Below are 16,063 nucleotides of genomic sequence, written 5' to 3' on the forward strand. Positions count from 1 at the left end.
ACGGGTCTTCTTCATCGGGGTAGCTTGCTTGGCCATGGGTCACCTCGTTGAGTGTACTACCTTAACGGGGTGTCCACTGTTGCTGGGCAAGATCACCATCGTCGGCATTTTTAACCAACTGATCAATCAGCGATTTAAGGCTTGGATGGATTGGAATTTTTCTGATGCTCGCATCTGTCTTGCCTTCCTCAATATACAGGCTTAAAACCCCATTTTCAGCCACAATATGGTTTTTTGTTAGCCTACATATTTCTTCGATACGACAACCTGTTAAACCGGCGATTTTTATAGCATAAGCGACCTGATGCTTTCGCTTCGATATAGCGAACTCATACAGTTTCTTGACCTCTTCAGTTTTGAAGGCTAGTCGTTTCTCTTCCTTCTTTTTGCCTTTCTTCTTATCATTTGGCAACTCGTGCCCTAAGAACGGGTTGTCTCTTGTGTCATATCGACTTTTATAGTCTTTGTCGTATTTTGAAGCCCACTTGTGAAAGCTTGAGCCAGCATGGATGTGGTTTTTCTTTGTGCTTGTGCTTACATTCAAGCTGTCTAAAAACTGCTGGTAGCTTTCGAATGATAATTCAATCCCTTCTTTTTCAAGATAATTTTTAAGCATTTTCAGTTTGGATCTAAAAGTGTCAACAGTTTTTTGAGCCAGCCCTTTAATTTCGACTTGATGTTTAGCGAAAGCATCGAGCCGTTGCGAAGTGAAAGGGGATTTCGGCTTAAAGTCTTCAGGATTGTTTATTGTGCTGATTAACTCGTCAGCCTGCTTTTCACTGAATCCCTTATCTTTGAAGCCCCAGTGGTTAATGAGGTTGCGGATATCTTGGCTGATCTGCTGATATTCAAGCACAAGCTCAGCACTAGCCCGCTCATTTTCAGGGAAGCGGTTTTCTATATCATCTAGCTTATCATTCCACCTTTTAAGACCATCCGCATCATTTTCAAAAATATATACAAGATGTTTTTTATTCAGCTCGTTGTTGTTTTTGACAATTTTCTTGTTAAAATCGATCTTGCCATAAATGTGATTCATAAGAATATCTTGATATATTCTTCTCAGCCCCAGACCTGCCGAGTGATACGAATGCAACTCATTATCAAGAATGTCTTGCTCAACACCTCGTCTGGCTTGGCGGACCCGTGCCTTCCACTCACTCAGGACAGGTAGCTTTCTGATGTGTGCTTCTACTTTGTTTCCAGTCTTGAGCGATTTCGTTAGCTTCCTACGATTTCCAAATGCATGTCGCACATCAGCAGGCAGTTCGAGGCGAACATGCCAAGTGGAACCTTTCAAAACCAGATTGTCAGCCATGCGATTCCCGCTAATTTGTCCCAAAATAGCAGAAATCCGCTGTATATCAAGGATTTCAAAGGCTTGGGTGGCGAATCGGATAGTCCCTGTCCCTCCGCCACTTTCTATTAAGAATCAGGCACCTGCGGGTGCCTTTTTCGTTTCTCGCCCCTTTCCCTGCCGGGCTCCCCTGCCCGACCTCAACCTCGGTGACTCGCTGATGGCCCTCAAGGCAACCATTCACAAGGTGCAGCTTCAGGTCGCCGACATGGACCGGCACTACTACGCCGACCATGCCCTGACGGTGGCGCGGCATCCCTCGGAAACCGACGAGCGGATGATGGTCCGGCTGCTGGCCTTCGCCCGGCATGCCCACGAGTCCCTGGCCTTCGGCCGTGGCGTCAGCACCGAGGACGAGCCCGATCTCTGGCTCAAGGACCTGACCGGTGCCATCGAGCTGTGGATCCAGCTGGGGCAGCCGGACGAAAAGAGCCTGCGTCGCGCCTGCGGTCGGGCCCGGCAGGTCGTGCTCTACAACTACAGCGGCCATGGCGCCGACCTCTGGTGGGAGCCGCTGGCCGGCAAGCTCGCCGGCCTGGACAACCTGACGGTGATCGATGTCGCGGCCGACTCGGTGCGGGCCCTGGCCGGCCTGGCGGAGCGGAACATGTCCCTGAACGCTACCCTGCAGGACGGCATGGTCTGGCTGGCCAGCCCCGAGCAGTCGGTGGAGGTCGAGTTGACCACACGCCAGACTGCCCGCTGAGGGCCAGCGCCGCCCTCGCCCTCAGTAGAGCCGCAGGCCCACCCGGGTCACGGTGTTGCCCTCCATCTCGCTGACCACCCAGTGGATGCCGTGCCAGTCCACGTCGTCACCCACCACCGGGTGCCCCCCCACCCGCAGCGAGACGAACTCGGCGAGGCTCATGTCCTTCTCGCCGGGACTCAGGGTCAGGCCATAGGCATCGGCGATATCCTGCATGCGCGCCTCGCCGTCGAAGGTGAAGGTGCCGAAGAAGGCCCGCTCCTGCTTCAGCTTCGCATCGCCGTTGAACAGCCGGTTGAGGGCCGGCAGGTCGTCGGTGCGGCCGATCACGCAGATCACGTCCCCGCGCTGCAGCCGGGTGCTGCCCTTGGGGTGCAGCATGGCGTGCTCGCGGAACAGCGCCGAGATCAGGGCGCCGGAGGGGAAGCGCAGCAGGCGGATCGGCACGTCCTCCAGGTCCGCGTTCTCCACCACGTAGACGAACATCTCGTAGTCGTTCTCGGGCAGGATGCCCAGCGGTCCGCGGCGGTTGGGCGTGACGCTGGTCGGCACCATGACCTTCATCCAGCGCGCCATCCAGGAGAGGGATCCGCCCTGGATCAGCAGCGACATCAGCACCACCGCGAAGGCCACGTTGAAATAGAGCGAGGCGTTCTCGACGCCGCCGATCACCGGGAAGATGGCCAGCACGATCGGGACGGCACCCCTCAGGCCCACCCAGGCGATGAAGCCGGTTTCCCGCCAGCGGAACTTGAAGAACGGCTTGATGGCGATCAGCACCGCCAGCGGGCGGGCGACGAAGATCAGTGCCAGGGCGACCAGCGAGGCCGGCAGCGCGTACTCGATCATCTCGCTGGGGGTGACCAGCAGGCCCAGCACCAGGAAGAGGCCGATCTGGCTCAGCCAGGCCAGACCATCGTGTACCGGCAGGATGAAGTTGAGATGGCGTCCGGGCTGGTTGCCGATCATCAGCCCGGTCAGGTAGATGGCCAGGAAGCCGCTGCCCCCCAGCAGGCTGGTGAGGCCGAACACGCAGAACCCGAGCGCCAGGGCCAGCAGCGAGTAGAGCCCCGGCGCCAGGTCCACCCAGCGCAGCAGACGGCCGCTCAACCAGCCGACGCCCACGCCGATGACCAGCCCAAGCCCGAACTGGGTGACCAGGAACAGGCCGGTGTCGAGGATGCCTCCGACCTCCCCCACCAGCATCTCGACCAGCACCAGGGTCAGGAAGATGGCCATGGGATCGTTGGTGCCCGACTCGATCTCGAGGGTCGCCCCGACCCGCTCGTTGAGGTTCACGCCGCGCCCACTGAGCATCGAGAACACCGCCGCCGCGTCGGTGGAGCCGACGATGGCGCCGACCAGCAGCCCCTGCAGCAGGGACAGGTCGAAGATCCACATGGCGAACAGCCCGACCAGGCCGCTGGTGATGAACACCCCCAGGGTGGCCAGGGAGAGCGCCGGACGGAAGCCGACGCGGAAGGTCTTGAGGCGGGTGCGCAGGCCGCCGTCCAGCAGGATCATGGCGAGCGCCAGGTGGCCGATGATGAAGGCCAGGGAGTAGTCGTCGAACTGGATGCCCAGGAGTCCCTCTTCTCCCGCCAGCATGCCGAGGCCGAGGAAGATCAGCAGCAGCGGCACGCCCACCAGGGTCGAGAGCCGGCTGGCCAGCACGCTCAGGGCAATCAGGAAGCCGCTGAGCAGGAAGAGGGTGTTGATCGCGTCCATGGGATCCTCACGGCGGCAGGGATCCGCATTATCGCATGCCGCCCGGCACACCGCGACGGCCGCGGGGAGAGGCTGGCCAGGGATGTCCCACAGCGGCTAAACTTGGCGCCGCGCCAAGCGCCCTTGCCGCTGTTGCCGCCGGAGCTCCCCGCATGACCACACTCGCCCCCCGCCGGACCGACCGGCCATGGCGGCTCGCCTGCCTGCTGCTGCTCGGCCTTCTGGCCGCCCGGCCCGGCGAGGCAGACGAGGCCCTGCCGGCACCGCCGTCGACTTACCCGCCCCTGGAAACCCGGGTGATGGTGCCCCGGCTGGACGCCATCGGCGCCGAGGCCCCGGTCCCGGAGCAGGCCACCGAGGCGGTCATGATGCCCGAGGAGGAAGCGGCCACGAGCGGCGATGACGCCTCGGCTTCGCCCGTCGCCCCCGAGACCGAGGAGGCCGATATCGAGCCGGTGCCGACGGTGGCCGTCGCGGCCCCCGAGCCACTGGCGCCGCCTCCCCTCAAGCGCCTCGAGATCATGCTCGACTGGTACCCGAGCCCGCGCCACGCCGCCCTGATCCTCGCCCGGGACAACGGCGTGCTCCCCCGCAACGGCCTGGAGATCGTGCTCTCGACCCCGGCCGACCCCAGCGTGCCGACCCGGCTGCTCGCCGCGGGACGCGTCGACCTGGCGGTGACCCGCCAGCCGCTGCTGCACCTGCAGGTGGACCGTGGCCTGCCGCTGATCCGGGTCGCCACCCTGGTGGGGCTGCCGCTGGCGGCAGTGATCCTGCGGGACGGGCAGGGGGAGGCGTCCCTCGCGCGGCTGGCCGGGAAGCGGGTCGGCTATGCCGACGAGGATGGTCGTGACATCCTGCTGCCGGCGCTGCTCAAGCCCCACGGCATCATGCCCGCCGAGCTCACGCTGACGGACGTCAACTTCGCCCTCGCCGCCGCCATGGTCGAGGATGAGGTGGACGGGCTGATCGTCAGTTCGCGCCTGCAGCTCCCCCGCCAGCTGGCTGACGAGGGCGTGGCCGCGCAGCTGTGGCGGGTTGAGGCGCATGGCATCCCGCTCCATGACGGCCTGATCCTCGTCGCCAACCGTGATCGCCTCGGCGGGCAGAAGGAGGCAATCCGCAAGCTGGTCGCCGCGCTCGAGGAGACCACCGCCTGGATGATCGAATTCCCCGACGAGGCCTGGCAGCGACTGATCACCTCGGAGCCGGGCATCGACACCCCCGCCAACCGTGCCGCCTGGCCCGAGATCCTCCGGCGCTTCAGCGCTCGCCCGGCCGCCATGGACTTCCAGCGATATGCCGGCTTCGAACGCTTCCTCCATGAGCGCGACCTGGTCGGCGAACAGACCCCGGTCGACAGGCTGGGGGTCGACCCCGGAGCCCCCTGATGGAAGCGCCCCTGGTATTCCTCGACCTGGAGACGACGGGCACCCGGACGACCCGCGACCGGATCACCGAAGTTGCCGCCCTGCGGGTCGAGCGCGGCATGGTCACCGCACGCTGGCACCGACTGATCGACCCGGAGGTGCCCGTTCCTTCCCACATCACCGCGCTGACCGGCATCCATAGTGAGATGCTCCGGGGTGCCCCCACCTTCGACGAGATCGCCGCCGAGCTGAAGGCATGGCTGGGCGATGCCATCCTGGTCGCCCACAATGCCCGCTTCGACTACGGCTTCCTGCGCAACGCCTTCAGGCGCGCCGGCGAAGCGTTCAGCGCCGAGGTGATCTGCACCCTGCGCCTGTCCCGCCGCCTGGCGCCGGAGCATCGCCACCACAACCTGGCCGCCCTCCTCGAGCGCCACGGCCTCGACGTCGACGGCCGTCACCGCGCCATGGCGGATGCCGAGGCGCTGTTGTCACTCTGGCAGTGCTGGCAGCGGCGCTACCCGGCACCGCGGCTCGAGGAGGAAGTACGTCGCCAGCGCCGGCAGCCGAGCCTGCCGGCTCACCTCGACCCGGGCCTGCTCCAGGAGCTGCCGGCCGGGCCCGGCGTCTATCTGCTGTATGGCGAGAACGACCTGCCTCTCTATATCGGCAAGAGCGTCAACCTGCGGGCCAGGGTAATGAGCCACTTCCAGGCGGATCACCGCCAGGACCGCGAGATGCGCCTGGCCCAGCAGGTGCGCCATCTCGACTGGCAAGAGACGGCCGGCGACCTGGGGGCCCAGCTGCTCGAGGCCCGGCTGATCAAGGAGCGCCTGCCGATCATGAACCGCCAGCTGCGACGCGCCGGGCGCCTGGCCGGGTGGTCATGGCCGGCGGGAGTGCTGCGGCCCGAGCTGGTGAGCACCGAGACGTTGACCGGCCCCCAGGCCCAGGGACTGATGGGCCTGTTCCGCAGCCCGCGGGAGGCCCGCCAGGCCTTGCGCCAGATCGCCACCGACCAGGCGCTATGCATGCGCATGCTGGGTCTCGAGTCGGGGCGTGGCGCCTGCTTTGCCAGCCAGCTGGGGCGCTGCCGCGGGGCCTGCCGGGGGGACGAGACGCCGGAAGCCCATGCCGCCCGCGGGCGGGCCGCGCTTTCACGGCTGCAGATTCACCACTGGCCCTGGGAAGGCCGCCTGGCCATCGGCGAGAAAGGAGAGAGCGATCGACAGGCCTGGCACCTGGTGGATCACTGGTGCCATCTCGGCAGCGCCGCGTCCCTCTCGGCTCTGATGGCGCTCGCCGCCGGCGAGGGACGCTTCGATGTCGATACCTACCGGATCCTCAGGCGCCATCTCGATGGCCCCGAGGCGTCGGGCCTCACGCTGGTGACCCTGCCCCGCTAGTGGTCGGCGACGAAGCGGTCGACGGCCTCGCGAAAGGCCTCCGGCTGCTCCGCATGCAGCCAGTGGCCGGCGTCCAGGGTCACCACCTCGGCGGCGGGCAGCACCTCGCGCAGGGCCGGCAGCATGTCATCGGTCACGTAGGGGGAGCGGGCGCCGCGCAGCACCAGGGTCGGGCCCTCGAAGGCCCCTTCCCCCAGCGGCGGCCCCATGATCGCCTCGTAGTCCTGCTGGATCTCGTCGAGCCCCAGGCGCAGGCGCAGTCCGCCCTCCTCGGCCCGCTCCAGGTTGGTGGCCAGGAACAGCCGCACCGCCCGCTCCTTGACGTGCTCGCCCAGCAGCTCGTCGGCCTCGCGGCGGTTGGCGGGGTGTCCGGCCTCCAGGCGGCGCAGGCCGGCGAAGACGACGTCGTGGTCGTGGCCATAGGCCCGCGGCGCGATGTCGGCGACGACCAGCGAGGCCACCCGCTCGGGTGCCAGGCGTGCCAGGGTGATCGCCACCTTGCCCCCCATGGAGTGGCCCAGGACGTGGGCTCGCTCGATGCCCAGGCGATCCATCAGGGCCAGCACGTCCTCGGCCATGGCGTCGTACCCCATGCCCTGGGCATGAGGCGAACGGCCGTGGTTGCGCAGGTCGACGGCGATCACCCGACGCTGCGCCTGCCACTGCTTGACGTGGGAACGCCAGTTGTCGGCACTGCCGAACAACCCGTGGATGACCACCAGCGGGGCTCCCGCATCGGACGCCTCCGGTGCGTCGCTATCCAGATGGTTCAGTTCGATGGGCATGGCGCTCTCCTCGCGCAGGTTGGGTTCAGGAACGGGCCCGGGCGGCCTCCGGTGCCAGGTCGGGGCTGCCGGTGGCGGCCACCAGGCGGCGGCTCAGCCAGGCCAGCAGCACGCCATAGAGCGGCAGGAAGAACAGCAGGCTGATGGCCAGCTTGATCACGTAGTCGACCCAGGCGATCTCCAGCCAGTTGGCCGCCATGAAGGGATCGGGGCTGTTGTAGAAGGCGATGGAGAAGAAGGCGAAGGTATCGGCCAGGTTGCCGAGCACCGTGGAGATCGCCGGCGCCACCCACCAGGCCCGCAGGCCACGCAGCCGGTCGAAGACGCTCACGTCGAGCAGCTGCCCGATCAGGTAGGCCATGAAGCTGGCCACCGCGATGCGAGCCACGAAGAGGTTCCACTCCCCCAGCGCCTCGACCCCGGCGAAGCTTCCCCGGGGGAAGACCACGGAGACCACATACGAGATCAGCAGGGCCGGCAGCATCACCCGCATCACGATGGCGCGGGCCGGCTCCTTGCCGAACAGGCGTACCGTGAGGTCGGTGGCCAGGAAAATGAACGGGAAGCTGAAGGCACCCCAGGTGGTATGGAAGCCGAACAGGGTGAAGGGCAGCTGCACCAGGTAGTTGCTGGCGGCGATCACCAGGATATGGAAGCCGACCAGCAGGGCCAGGCAGCGACGGTACTGGAGATCGGAAAGCACGAACATGCGGGTATCCTTTTTGGTGGAGGGGTGAGGGAACCCTCGTGGAACGGGCTGCCGTTGGCAGCGAGCAGCCGCGCATTATACGGGCCCGGGCGCGTGCTGGCCATGCCGACCAACGCAAGCGCCGCCCGGGTGGGCGGCGCTGAGGATCATGATGGCGAAAGGATCAGACCTGGCGAGCCTCGTGGGCGGCGCCGACCTCCCGGGCCTTCATGGCATCGTGGACGTCCTGCAGGCTGGCCGGGTCGTCGATGGTCGAGGGCACGCCATACTCCTTGCCGTCGGCGATGTTACGCAGCAGCTTGCGCAGGATCTTGCCCGAACGGGTCTTGGGCAGGCGGTCCACCACCAGCACCTGCTTCAGGCAGGCGATGGGGCCGATCTTCTCGCGCACCAGGGCGACCAGTTCCTGCTCGAGGTCCGCCTCGCGGCCCTCGAAGCCATCCTTGGGAATCACCAGGCCGACCGGCAGCTGGCCCTTCAGGGCGTCATGGATGCCGATCACCGCGCATTCGGCCACTGCCGGGTGGGCCCCGACGACCTCCTCCATCTCGCCGGTGGAGAGACGGTGGCCGGCCACGTTGATGACGTCATCGGTGCGCCCCATGATGAACAGGTAGCCATCCTCGTCGAAGTAGCCGCCGTCGCCGGTCAGGTAGTAGCCCGGGAAGGCCGCCATGTAGGCCGCATGGAAGCGCTGCGGGTCGCCCCACACGCCGACCAGGCAGCCCGGCGGCATGGGCTGCTTGATCACCACGCTGCCCTGCTCCATGGGCCCGACCTGCTCGCCCTCGCGGTCGAGGATCTGCACGTTGAAGCCCGGCACCGGCACGGTGGCGCTGCCGGCCTTGGTGGGCATGGGCTCCAGCCCGTGAAGGTTGGCGGCGATGGGCCAGCCGGTCTCGGTCTGCCACCAGTGATCGATCACCGGGACGTCGAGGAGGTCATCCAGCCAGTGGAAGGTGGGCGGGTCGAGGCGCTCACCGGCCAGGAACAGCGCCTTGAGGCAGGAGATGTCGTACTCGGCCAGCAGCTTGCCGTCCGGATCCTCCTTCTTGATGGCCCGGAAGGCGGTGGGCGCGGTGAAGAAGCTCTTGACCCGGTACTCGCTGATCAGCCGCCAGAAGGCGCCGGCATCCGGGGTCTTCACCGGCTTGCCCTCGTAGACCACGCTGGTGCAGCCGCGCAGCAGCGGTGCATAGACGATATAGGAGTGGCCCACCACCCAGCCCACGTCGGAGGCGGAGAAGAAGACCTCGCCCGGCTCGACGTCGTAGATGGCATCCATGGAGTAGGCCAGCGCCACGGCATAGCCGCCGGTGTCACGCACCACCCCCTTGGGCTTGCCGGTGGTGCCGGAGGTGTAGAGCACGTAGAGGGGGTCGCTGCCCTTGACCGGCACGCAGTCGGCCGGTGTCGCCGCGTCCAGCAGGGTCGCCCAGTCGTGGTCCCGCGGGCCCAGCTCGGCCAGATGCTGCTCGCGCTGGAACACCACGCAGGCGTCCGGCTTGTGGGCGCTCTGTTCGATGGCCGCGTCGATGATCGGCTTGTAGGGCAGCACCTTGTTGACCTCGACGCCACAGGAGGCCGCCACCACCACCTTGGGGGCGGCATCCTCGATGCGCACCGCCAGTTCATGGGGGGCGAAGCCGCCGAACACCACCGAGTGCACGGCCCCGAGCCGGGCACAGGCGTACATGGCCACCAGCGCCTCGGGCACCATCGGCATGTAGATCACCACGCGATCGCCCTTCTCGACCCCCAGGCCCTTGAGCGCGCCGGCGAAGCTCGCCACCTGGTCGCGCATCTCGCGATAGGTCAGGGTGCGCTTGCTGTCGGTCACCGGGGAGTCCCAGAGGATCGCCGGCTGGTCGCCGCGCCCCTGCTCCACGTGGTGGTCCAGGGCCGCGTGGCTGATATTCATCTCGCCATCGACGAACCAGCGGGCATGGTTGGCCTCGTCGTACTCGAGGATCGTGGAGGGCGGCGTGAACCAGGGGATGCGACGCGCCTGCTCGGCCCAGAAGGCCTCCGGCTGGTCGATGGAGCGGCGGAATTCGTTGGCGTAGGTGCTCATGGTCTTCCTGTCTGCAATACGATGGCGGTCGTTGATTGTTGACACTGTAATGCAGAACGGGGCGATTGCCTTCCGACCAAAGGCTAACTTTCGACAAAAGGGGGAGACCCTTGGGGGCTTATTGTCGACAACAGTGCCGGGGCCGCGGCTCGCCGAGCAGGGCAAAAACCCTGCTTCAACGAAAATGTAGCGGGCAGGCCACCTCGCCACTGGTCTATGCTTGAGCGATAGTTAAAACAGCAAAGGGCCATTCGTCGTCCAGCGACGAAGGCGAGACGTCATGCCGGCTCATCGCGGCATACCGACAGGGCAATGGCGAGCGCAGGGGATCGACATGGGCAGTTCCAGCAGCGTGGCATCGCGACTTCTCGAGGGCGGGGACCCGGTCATCGACCAGGCCACTGCCCTGCTCAAGGCCCTGGCCAACGACAACCGGCTGAGGATCCTCTGCCTGCTGGAGGGCCAGGAGCTGTCGGTGACCGAACTGAACCAGCGGCTGGCCCTCAGCCAGTCGGCCCTCTCCCAGCACCTGGCCATCCTGCGCCGCGAGAACCTGGTGAGTACCCGGCGCGCCTCCCAGACCATCTACTACTCCCTTCAGGGAGAGAGCGCCCGCACGATCATCGACGCCCTGGGCAGGCTGGGGCTGGACCGTCTCGACTGAGGGGGCTCCTAGCGACGATGCCAGCGGCTGTTCTCCAGCAGCTCGAGCCCCCGCTCCATGGCCCGCTCCACCCCGGCGGAGACCACCAGCCCCAGGCGCTCCCCCAGGCGGCGCTTCGCCTCGAGCCTGACGCTGACCACCCGGGCCTCCTTCATCCGCTCCACCAGGTAGGCCTCGCTGGTGCCCAGCGTATCCACCAGCCCCTTCGCCAGGGCCTCGCGGCCATACCAGGTCTCGCCGGTGGCCACCGCCTCGATGTCCAGCGCCGGACGCCGCTCGGCCACATGGCGCTTGAACAGCTCATGGACGCTCTCCAGCTCCTCGATGAACTTCTCCCGGCCCTCCTCGGTGTTCTCGCCGAACACCGTCAGCGTGCGCTTGTAGCGGCCGGCCGTGAGCAGCTCCACGTCGATGTCGTGGCGCTTGAGCAGGCGATGGACGTTGGGAAGTTGGGCCACCACGCCGATGGAGCCGAGCACCGCCAGCGGGGCCGCCCGCAGGGTATCGGCGCCGCAGGCCATCAGGTAGCCGCCGCTGGCGGCCACCTTGTCGATGCACACCGTGGTGGTGAGCCGGGCCTCGCGCAGCCGGTCGAGCTCCGCCGCGGCCAGGCCGTAGGCATGGACCAGCCCGCCCGCGGACTCCAGGCGAACGACGACCTCATCCCCCTCGCTGGCCGCGTCGATCAGCGCCGAGACCTCCTCGGCCAGGCGCGGGGTCCCGCTGGCGCGGATGTCGCCATGGAAGTCGAGCACCCAGACCGTAGGGCGCGGCGCCTGGGCCTTGCGACCGGCCTTTCCCCGGGCCTTGTCATCGCGACGGAACGACTTGAGCAGGCGCTTGCGCTCACCCGGCTCGCTGGCGGCCAGGGTGAGGCGGCGACGGCGATAGTCGCGGGCCTCGTTGAGCTCCTCCAGGCGCAACCGCATCTTCTCGCCACCCTCGCCCCGGGTCCTGACGCCCACGGCCACCGCCAGGCCGACGATCACCACCAGGCTGACCAGCTGGGCCAGGAACATGCCGAAGTCCGACAGCCACTCGCTCATTCTCTCCTCCTTGTCCTGGCGCGCGCCCGGGGCTTGCGATGCCGGGGGCGGGCCTTGATTGAAACGTTCGTTTGAAATAAGCTCGGGGCTGCCATCGAATCCGGACCACCCAGCAGGAGCCCCCATGAGCCTCTCGACCCTCGACAAGCTGCAGTCACGCTTCGACCCCCAGGCCGCCAGCGGCATGGACGAAGTCTTCCAGTTCCACTTCAGCGATGCCGGCAGCCACTACCTGACGGTGAAGGATGGCGCCCTGGAGATCCAGGAGGGCGAGCATGACGACCCCTCCGTCAGCCTGAGCATGTCCACCGACACCCTCAAGGGCATCATGACCGGCGAGGTCAACGGCATGACCGCCTTCATGACCGGCAAGCTCAAGGCCACCGGCAACGTGATGCTGGCCACCCGCCTCACCAGCCTCTTCCCCAACGGCTGAATCGTCTCCTGACAGCCAGGGCCGACCACGGGCCGCCTCCGGGCGGCCCGTGGTTCGTCAGCGCCCCGCCACCTCGGCCAGGTGGGTCTCGATCAGCGCCCGGGAGATCGAATAGAGCGGCGGCAGCTGCGGCAGCTTCCGGGGGGAGAACCAGGCCGCATCGGCGATCTCGACGCCGTCGATGCGGATGCGGCGGCTGGCCGCCTCGGCGAAGAAACCGAGCATCAGCGAATGGGGGAAGGGCCAGGGTTGGCTGCGGAAGTAGCGGATCCGTCCGACCTGCAGCCCCACCTCCTCGAAGATCTCCCGTCTCACCGCCTCCTCGGCCGACTCGCCCGGCTCGATGAAGCCGGCCAGGGTCGAGTAGCGGCCGGGTGGAAACCGCGGGCTGCGGGCCAGCAGCAGCGCGTCGCCGTGGGTCACCAGGGTGATGATGCAGGGAGAGATGCGCGGATAGTTGCGGTGCCCGCAGGCGTGGCAGTGCATGGCGAACTCGGCGTCGAGACGGTCGGCCGGGGCCCCGCACCGTCCGCAGAAGCGGTGGTCGCGCAGCCAGGCGCCCACCTGCAGGGCCGTCGCGATCAGGGCAAACCAGGATTCCGGCAGCCGGGACAGCCAGCCGCGACCGTCCAGCCACTCCTCCCCGGCCCGCTCCTCCAGCGAGAGCGCCACCGGCCTGTCGTGCCAGTAGCAGAGCGGCTGCATCGCCGGCGTCCACGCCGTGACCGGCTGGAGCGGGCCGCCGTCGACGGCCGGGGCGATGCGCCCCTGGGCGAGTCGGATCACGTGGCCGGAGGTGTCCTCGAGGGGAAGCTCGCGGCGCAGCATCAGTGGGGCGCTCCCCCGTCGAAGCGGTCCCAGTGGCACTCCCCCGCCGCCTCGCGAATGCTGGCCAGCTTCTGGCGATGAGCAGCCAGCTCGGCCTCGTCGGGACGGACCACCCGCAGCTGGCCGGGCGACATGGCGATGCGGCGGATCGCCAGGCCGGAGGCGCCCACCGAATCGCCCTCGCCGCCCGCCGAGGCGTCGAGCGACAGCGCGGTCTGCCCGCCGGTCATCGCCAGATAGACATCGGCGAGGATCTCGGCATCGAGCAGGGCGCCGTGCAGCACCCGGTGGCCATTGTCGATCTCGTAGCGCTTGCACAGGGCATCGAGGTTGTTGCGCTGGCCGGGATGCTTGTCGCGGGCCAGCTGTAGGGTATCCAGGATCCGGCAGTGCTCGGCCACCGGGCCCAGCCGGGGCTCACCCCGCTGGCGGTTGAGGCGATCGAACTCGTGGTCCATGAAGCCCACGTCGAACGGGGCGTTGTGGATCACCAGCTCGGCGCCCTGGATGAAGGCCCAGAACGCATCGGCGATCTCGGAAAATCGCGGCTCGTCGGCGACCCGCTCGTTGGTGATGCCGTGGACGCCGATCGCCTCTGCCTCGATCTCGCGCTCGGGGTTGATGTACTGGTGGTAGGTGTTGCCGGTCAGCCGGCGGTTGACCATCTCCACCGCGCCGATCTCGATCAGGCGATGGCCTTCGCGCGGGTCGATGCCGGTGGTCTCGGTATCCAGGATGATCTGGCGCATGCGGATCTCTCGTGTCTCGGGCGGGGTTCTGGCACAGCGGCCCTGGTGCGGAGAAGGTAAGGCGCGGCGAGGGTCAGGCGCGGGCGCGGTGGGCGTCGATGGCCTGGTTGGCCAGCTCATCGGCCCGCTCGTTGCCCGGGTGGCCGCTGTGGCCCTTGACCCAGTGCCACTCGATCTGGTGGCGATGCGTCTCCTCGTGGAGCTCACGCCACAGCTCGGCATTCTTGACCGGCTGGCGGCCGGCGGTCTTCCAGCCGCGCTTGATCCAGCCGTGGATCCATTCGGTGATGCCGCGCCGCAGGTATTCGGAATCGGTCCACAGCTGGACCCGGCACGGACGCTTGAGCTCACGCAGCGCCATGATGGCGGCCATCAGCTCCATGCGGTTGTTGGTGGTCACGGCCTCGAAGCCGTTGAGCGCCTTCTCGTGGCGGCCGCTCAACAGCAGGGCCCCCCAGCCACCCTGGCCCGGGTTGCCACGGCAGGCGCCGTCGGTATAGATGGTCACCTCGGGCCGCGAGGCGGCGGCATTCGAATCAGTCACCCTCGGTCATCCTTTCCTGTTCCGACTCGAAGCGCTGGCCCAGGCGGGTCGCCCCGAGGGCCGAGCCGCCGAAGGGCCGGGCAAAGCTCAGGCGGGTTCCCTGAGGCTGCACCAGCTGGGGCCTGCGCCGAGCCTGAATCATGTAGCTGTCGCCCAGCGGCAGGTTGTGGCGGCGCCCCAGGGTCTCAAGCATGGCATTGCGCGGCAGGCTGCCGGGCAGATGGAAACCGCAGTAGTCTACCCGCTCGATCTCGAAGTCGACAAATGCGAGCCAGTCGCGCAGGCGGGCCGGGGTGCGCCAGTGGCCGCGCCAGGGCAGTCGGCGGCGGCGCGGGGGCCAGGCACGCGCCAGGGCCGCCGAGGAGAGTGGCATCCAGCCGAAGATGATCAGGAATCCCTCGTCGGCGGTGACCCGCGCCGCCTCCTGAAGCATGTGGTGAGGGTCGGGCACCACCTCGAGGAGGTGGTGGACCACCACCAGGCTGAGGCAGTCATCGGGCAGCGGCAGCGCGTCCGGCGGACAGACCAGGGTCGACGGGTGCTCGGCGAGTTCCCGGGTCGGCGCCCAGCGCATCGCATGGCGTACCGGGCACATGTCGGCGAGGCTGGTGGCCATGCCGAGCTCCAGGCTGTGGGCACCGAAGAGCCGCTCGCAGACCGGCCCCAGGCAGGCGCGCTCGGCCTGGCGGACCGCCTGACCGCCCGGACTCGCCCAGAAACGGCGCCCGTCACGAACCAGTCCGGCCAGGGAGTCCGCGGTAGGGGAAGTTGACATGGTGCGCTAGTTCCTCCATGGTGGGCGGATTTTGTGACCCGTTCATGCCCATTCAGGACGCCATGCCCATGTTGAGCGTGACACCGATTCCCGCGTTTGGCGACAACTATATCTGGCTGCTCCGCCAGGATACGAGCACCGAGGTCTGCGTCGTCGACCCGGGTGATGCCGCACCGGTCATCGAGTTCCTGGAACGCGAGGGGCTGACCCTCTCCACGGTGCTGATTACCCACCATCACCAGGATCACACCGGCGGTCTGCCGGACCTCATCCAGCGCTACGCCCCTCGAGTGATCGGTCCGGCGAACCCCAGGATCGATGGCATCGACGAGGCCGTGGGTGACGGTGACGAGCTGCGTGTCATGGGGCGGCTGTTCGAGGTGCACGAGGTCCCCGGCCATACGCTGGACCACATCGCCTTCTTCACCGCCGGGATCCCGCCGCTGCTGTTCTGCGGCGACAGCCTGTTCAGCGCCGGCTGCGGGCGGCTCTTCGAGGGCACGCCCAAGCAGATGCATGCCTCACTGACGCGGCTGGCAGCGCTGCCCGACGACACTCTGGTGTTCGCCGCCCACGAGTACACCCTGTCCAACCTGCGCTTCGCGCTGGCCGCGGACCCCCACAATCCGGACGTGACCCAGGCCATGGAGGAGTGCCAGCGAGCGAGGGAGCTCGACCGCCCCACGCTGCCCAGCAGCCTCGGCCGGGAGAAACGCATCAACCCTTTCCTGCGCTGCGCCGATGCCGGTGTTCGCCAGGCCGCATCAAGCCACGGCGATACCGACAGCGACCAGGCCACCTTCGCCACGCTGCGCGCCTGGAAAGACCATTTCTGAGCTGAACCCGATGGACGCCACGGCGCCCCGGCGGCTCATGCCGGGTTCGC

Annotated in this window: 16 protein-coding genes; 6 read left to right on the plus strand and 10 right to left on the minus strand. The window is 66.9% G+C overall.

Translation table 11 applies throughout. From position 1 onward, the window contains the following. Positions 1–61: 61 nt before the first annotated feature. On the minus strand, positions 62–1,318 hold the full coding sequence (locus BDK63_RS16170) for a DUF6538 domain-containing protein (RefSeq protein ID WP_183333829.1): 1,257 nt from the start codon (positions 1,316–1,318) through the stop codon (positions 62–64). 199 nt (positions 1,319–1,517) lie between these two features. Between BDK63_RS16170 and BDK63_RS16175 the strand changes: the two genes are divergently transcribed. Continuing rightward, positions 1,518–2,063: a YaeQ family protein gene (locus BDK63_RS16175; protein ID WP_183333831.1), complete on the plus strand. Its 546-nt coding sequence runs from the start codon at positions 1,518–1,520 to the stop codon at positions 2,061–2,063. Between the two features lie 21 nt (positions 2,064–2,084). Here the strand turns inward: BDK63_RS16175 and BDK63_RS16180 are convergent, their stop codons facing one another. Next, complete coding sequence (locus tag BDK63_RS16180) at positions 2,085–3,791, minus strand: potassium/proton antiporter (protein WP_183333833.1); 1,707 nt, start codon at positions 3,789–3,791, stop codon at positions 2,085–2,087. A 152-nt stretch (positions 3,792–3,943) separates the two neighbouring features. On the opposite strand from BDK63_RS16180, the gene BDK63_RS16185 reads away from it, so the two are divergent. Further along, positions 3,944–5,182: an ABC transporter substrate-binding protein gene (locus BDK63_RS16185; RefSeq protein WP_183333835.1), complete on the plus strand. Its 1,239-nt coding sequence runs from the start codon at positions 3,944–3,946 to the stop codon at positions 5,180–5,182. Further along, positions 5,182–6,567 carry a 3'-5' exonuclease family protein gene (locus BDK63_RS16190; protein WP_183333837.1) on the plus strand — a complete coding sequence of 462 codons (1,386 nt, stop codon included), beginning with the start codon at positions 5,182–5,184 and terminating at the stop codon, positions 6,565–6,567. The genes BDK63_RS16185 and BDK63_RS16190 overlap by 1 nt, the downstream gene beginning before the upstream one ends. Here the strand turns inward: BDK63_RS16190 and BDK63_RS16195 are convergent. The 3 genes from BDK63_RS16195 to BDK63_RS16205 all read right to left on the minus strand — a co-directional run bounded on the left by BDK63_RS16195 (position 6,564) and on the right by BDK63_RS16205 (position 10,135). After that, entirely contained in the window at positions 6,564–7,352 is a 789-nt protein-coding gene (locus BDK63_RS16195; protein WP_183333839.1) for an alpha/beta fold hydrolase, read from the minus strand. The genes BDK63_RS16190 and BDK63_RS16195 overlap by 4 nt on opposite strands. A 25-nt stretch (positions 7,353–7,377) precedes the next feature. Next, positions 7,378–8,061: a 7-cyano-7-deazaguanine/7-aminomethyl-7-deazaguanine transporter gene (locus BDK63_RS16200; protein ID WP_183333841.1), complete on the minus strand. Its 684-nt coding sequence runs from the start codon at positions 8,059–8,061 to the stop codon at positions 7,378–7,380. Positions 8,062–8,224: 163 nt separating this feature from the next. After that, positions 8,225–10,135, minus strand: coding sequence for a propionyl-CoA synthetase (locus BDK63_RS16205; RefSeq protein WP_183333843.1), 1,911 nt, complete (start codon positions 10,133–10,135; stop codon positions 8,225–8,227). A 334-nt stretch (positions 10,136–10,469) separates the two neighbouring features. Here BDK63_RS16205 and BDK63_RS16210 point away from each other — a divergent pair, with 334 nt between their 5' ends. Beyond that, positions 10,470–10,799, plus strand: coding sequence for an ArsR/SmtB family transcription factor (locus tag BDK63_RS16210; RefSeq protein ID WP_183333845.1), 330 nt, complete (start codon positions 10,470–10,472; stop codon positions 10,797–10,799). An 8-nt stretch (positions 10,800–10,807) separates the two neighbouring features. Here the strand turns inward: BDK63_RS16210 and sohB are convergent, their stop codons facing one another. Further along, positions 10,808–11,845, minus strand: a complete 1,038-nt coding sequence (sohB, locus tag BDK63_RS16215; RefSeq protein ID WP_183333847.1) for a protease SohB — start codon at positions 11,843–11,845, stop codon at positions 10,808–10,810. 124 nt (positions 11,846–11,969) lie between these two features. Between sohB and BDK63_RS16220 the strand changes: the two genes are divergently transcribed. Beyond that, on the plus strand, positions 11,970–12,281 hold the full coding sequence (locus BDK63_RS16220; RefSeq protein WP_183333849.1) for an SCP2 sterol-binding domain-containing protein: 312 nt from the start codon (positions 11,970–11,972) through the stop codon (positions 12,279–12,281). Positions 12,282–12,338: 57 nt separating this feature from the next. Here BDK63_RS16220 and nudC read toward each other — a convergent pair whose 3' ends face one another. The 4 genes from nudC to BDK63_RS16240 all read right to left on the minus strand — a co-directional run bounded on the left by nudC (position 12,339) and on the right by BDK63_RS16240 (position 15,177). Beyond that, a complete protein-coding gene (gene nudC / locus BDK63_RS16225) occupies positions 12,339–13,109 on the minus strand; it encodes an NAD(+) diphosphatase (protein ID WP_183333850.1) in 771 nt (256 codons plus the stop codon). Then, entirely contained in the window at positions 13,109–13,858 is a 750-nt protein-coding gene (gene dnaQ, locus BDK63_RS16230; RefSeq protein WP_183333851.1) for a DNA polymerase III subunit epsilon, read from the minus strand. Before dnaQ ends, nudC begins: the two co-directional genes overlap by 1 nt. Positions 13,859–13,931: 73 nt before the next feature. Continuing rightward, positions 13,932–14,402, minus strand: coding sequence for a ribonuclease HI (gene rnhA / locus BDK63_RS16235; protein ID WP_183333853.1), 471 nt, complete (start codon positions 14,400–14,402; stop codon positions 13,932–13,934). Then, a complete protein-coding gene (locus BDK63_RS16240; RefSeq protein WP_183333855.1) occupies positions 14,395–15,177 on the minus strand; it encodes a methyltransferase domain-containing protein in 783 nt (260 codons plus the stop codon). The genes rnhA and BDK63_RS16240 overlap by 8 nt, the downstream gene beginning before the upstream one ends. 68 nt (positions 15,178–15,245) lie before the next feature. Here BDK63_RS16240 and gloB point away from each other — a divergent pair, with 68 nt between their 5' ends. Next, on the plus strand, positions 15,246–16,013 hold the full coding sequence (gene gloB / locus BDK63_RS16245; protein WP_183333857.1) for a hydroxyacylglutathione hydrolase: 768 nt from the start codon (positions 15,246–15,248) through the stop codon (positions 16,011–16,013). The last annotated feature ends 50 nt before the right edge of the window (positions 16,014–16,063 follow it).

Origin of the sequence: Halomonas campaniensis, from assembly GCF_014193375.1 — a bacterium.
Taxonomy (GTDB): Bacteria; Pseudomonadota; Gammaproteobacteria; order Pseudomonadales; family Halomonadaceae; genus Halomonas; species Halomonas campaniensis.

What these genes read in the sequence shown, in the direction of transcription:
- BDK63_RS16170 (WP_183333829.1), bottom strand. Translation starts at nt 1,318, where the DNA reads ATGGCTGACAATCTGGTTTTGAAAGGTTCCACTTGGCATGTTCGCCTC.
- BDK63_RS16175 (WP_183333831.1), top strand. Translation starts at nt 1,518, where the DNA reads ATGGCCCTCAAGGCAACCATTCACAAGGTGCAGCTTCAGGTCGCCGAC.
- BDK63_RS16180 (WP_183333833.1), bottom strand. Translation starts at nt 3,791, where the DNA reads ATGGACGCGATCAACACCCTCTTCCTGCTCAGCGGCTTCCTGATTGCC.
- BDK63_RS16185 (WP_183333835.1), top strand. Translation starts at nt 3,944, where the DNA reads ATGACCACACTCGCCCCCCGCCGGACCGACCGGCCATGGCGGCTCGCC.
- BDK63_RS16190 (WP_183333837.1), top strand. Translation starts at nt 5,182, where the DNA reads ATGGAAGCGCCCCTGGTATTCCTCGACCTGGAGACGACGGGCACCCGG.
- BDK63_RS16195 (WP_183333839.1), bottom strand. Translation starts at nt 7,352, where the DNA reads ATGCCCATCGAACTGAACCATCTGGATAGCGACGCACCGGAGGCGTCC.
- BDK63_RS16200 (WP_183333841.1), bottom strand. Translation starts at nt 8,061, where the DNA reads ATGTTCGTGCTTTCCGATCTCCAGTACCGTCGCTGCCTGGCCCTGCTG.
- BDK63_RS16205 (WP_183333843.1), bottom strand. Translation starts at nt 10,135, where the DNA reads ATGAGCACCTACGCCAACGAATTCCGCCGCTCCATCGACCAGCCGGAG.
- BDK63_RS16210 (WP_183333845.1), top strand. Translation starts at nt 10,470, where the DNA reads ATGGGCAGTTCCAGCAGCGTGGCATCGCGACTTCTCGAGGGCGGGGAC.
- sohB (WP_183333847.1), bottom strand. Translation starts at nt 11,845, where the DNA reads ATGAGCGAGTGGCTGTCGGACTTCGGCATGTTCCTGGCCCAGCTGGTC.
- BDK63_RS16220 (WP_183333849.1), top strand. Translation starts at nt 11,970, where the DNA reads ATGAGCCTCTCGACCCTCGACAAGCTGCAGTCACGCTTCGACCCCCAG.
- nudC (WP_183333850.1), bottom strand. Translation starts at nt 13,109, where the DNA reads ATGCTGCGCCGCGAGCTTCCCCTCGAGGACACCTCCGGCCACGTGATC.
- dnaQ (WP_183333851.1), bottom strand. Translation starts at nt 13,858, where the DNA reads ATGCGCCAGATCATCCTGGATACCGAGACCACCGGCATCGACCCGCGC.
- BDK63_RS16240 (WP_183333855.1), bottom strand. Translation starts at nt 15,177, where the DNA reads ATGTCAACTTCCCCTACCGCGGACTCCCTGGCCGGACTGGTTCGTGAC.
- gloB (WP_183333857.1), top strand. Translation starts at nt 15,246, where the DNA reads ATGTTGAGCGTGACACCGATTCCCGCGTTTGGCGACAACTATATCTGG.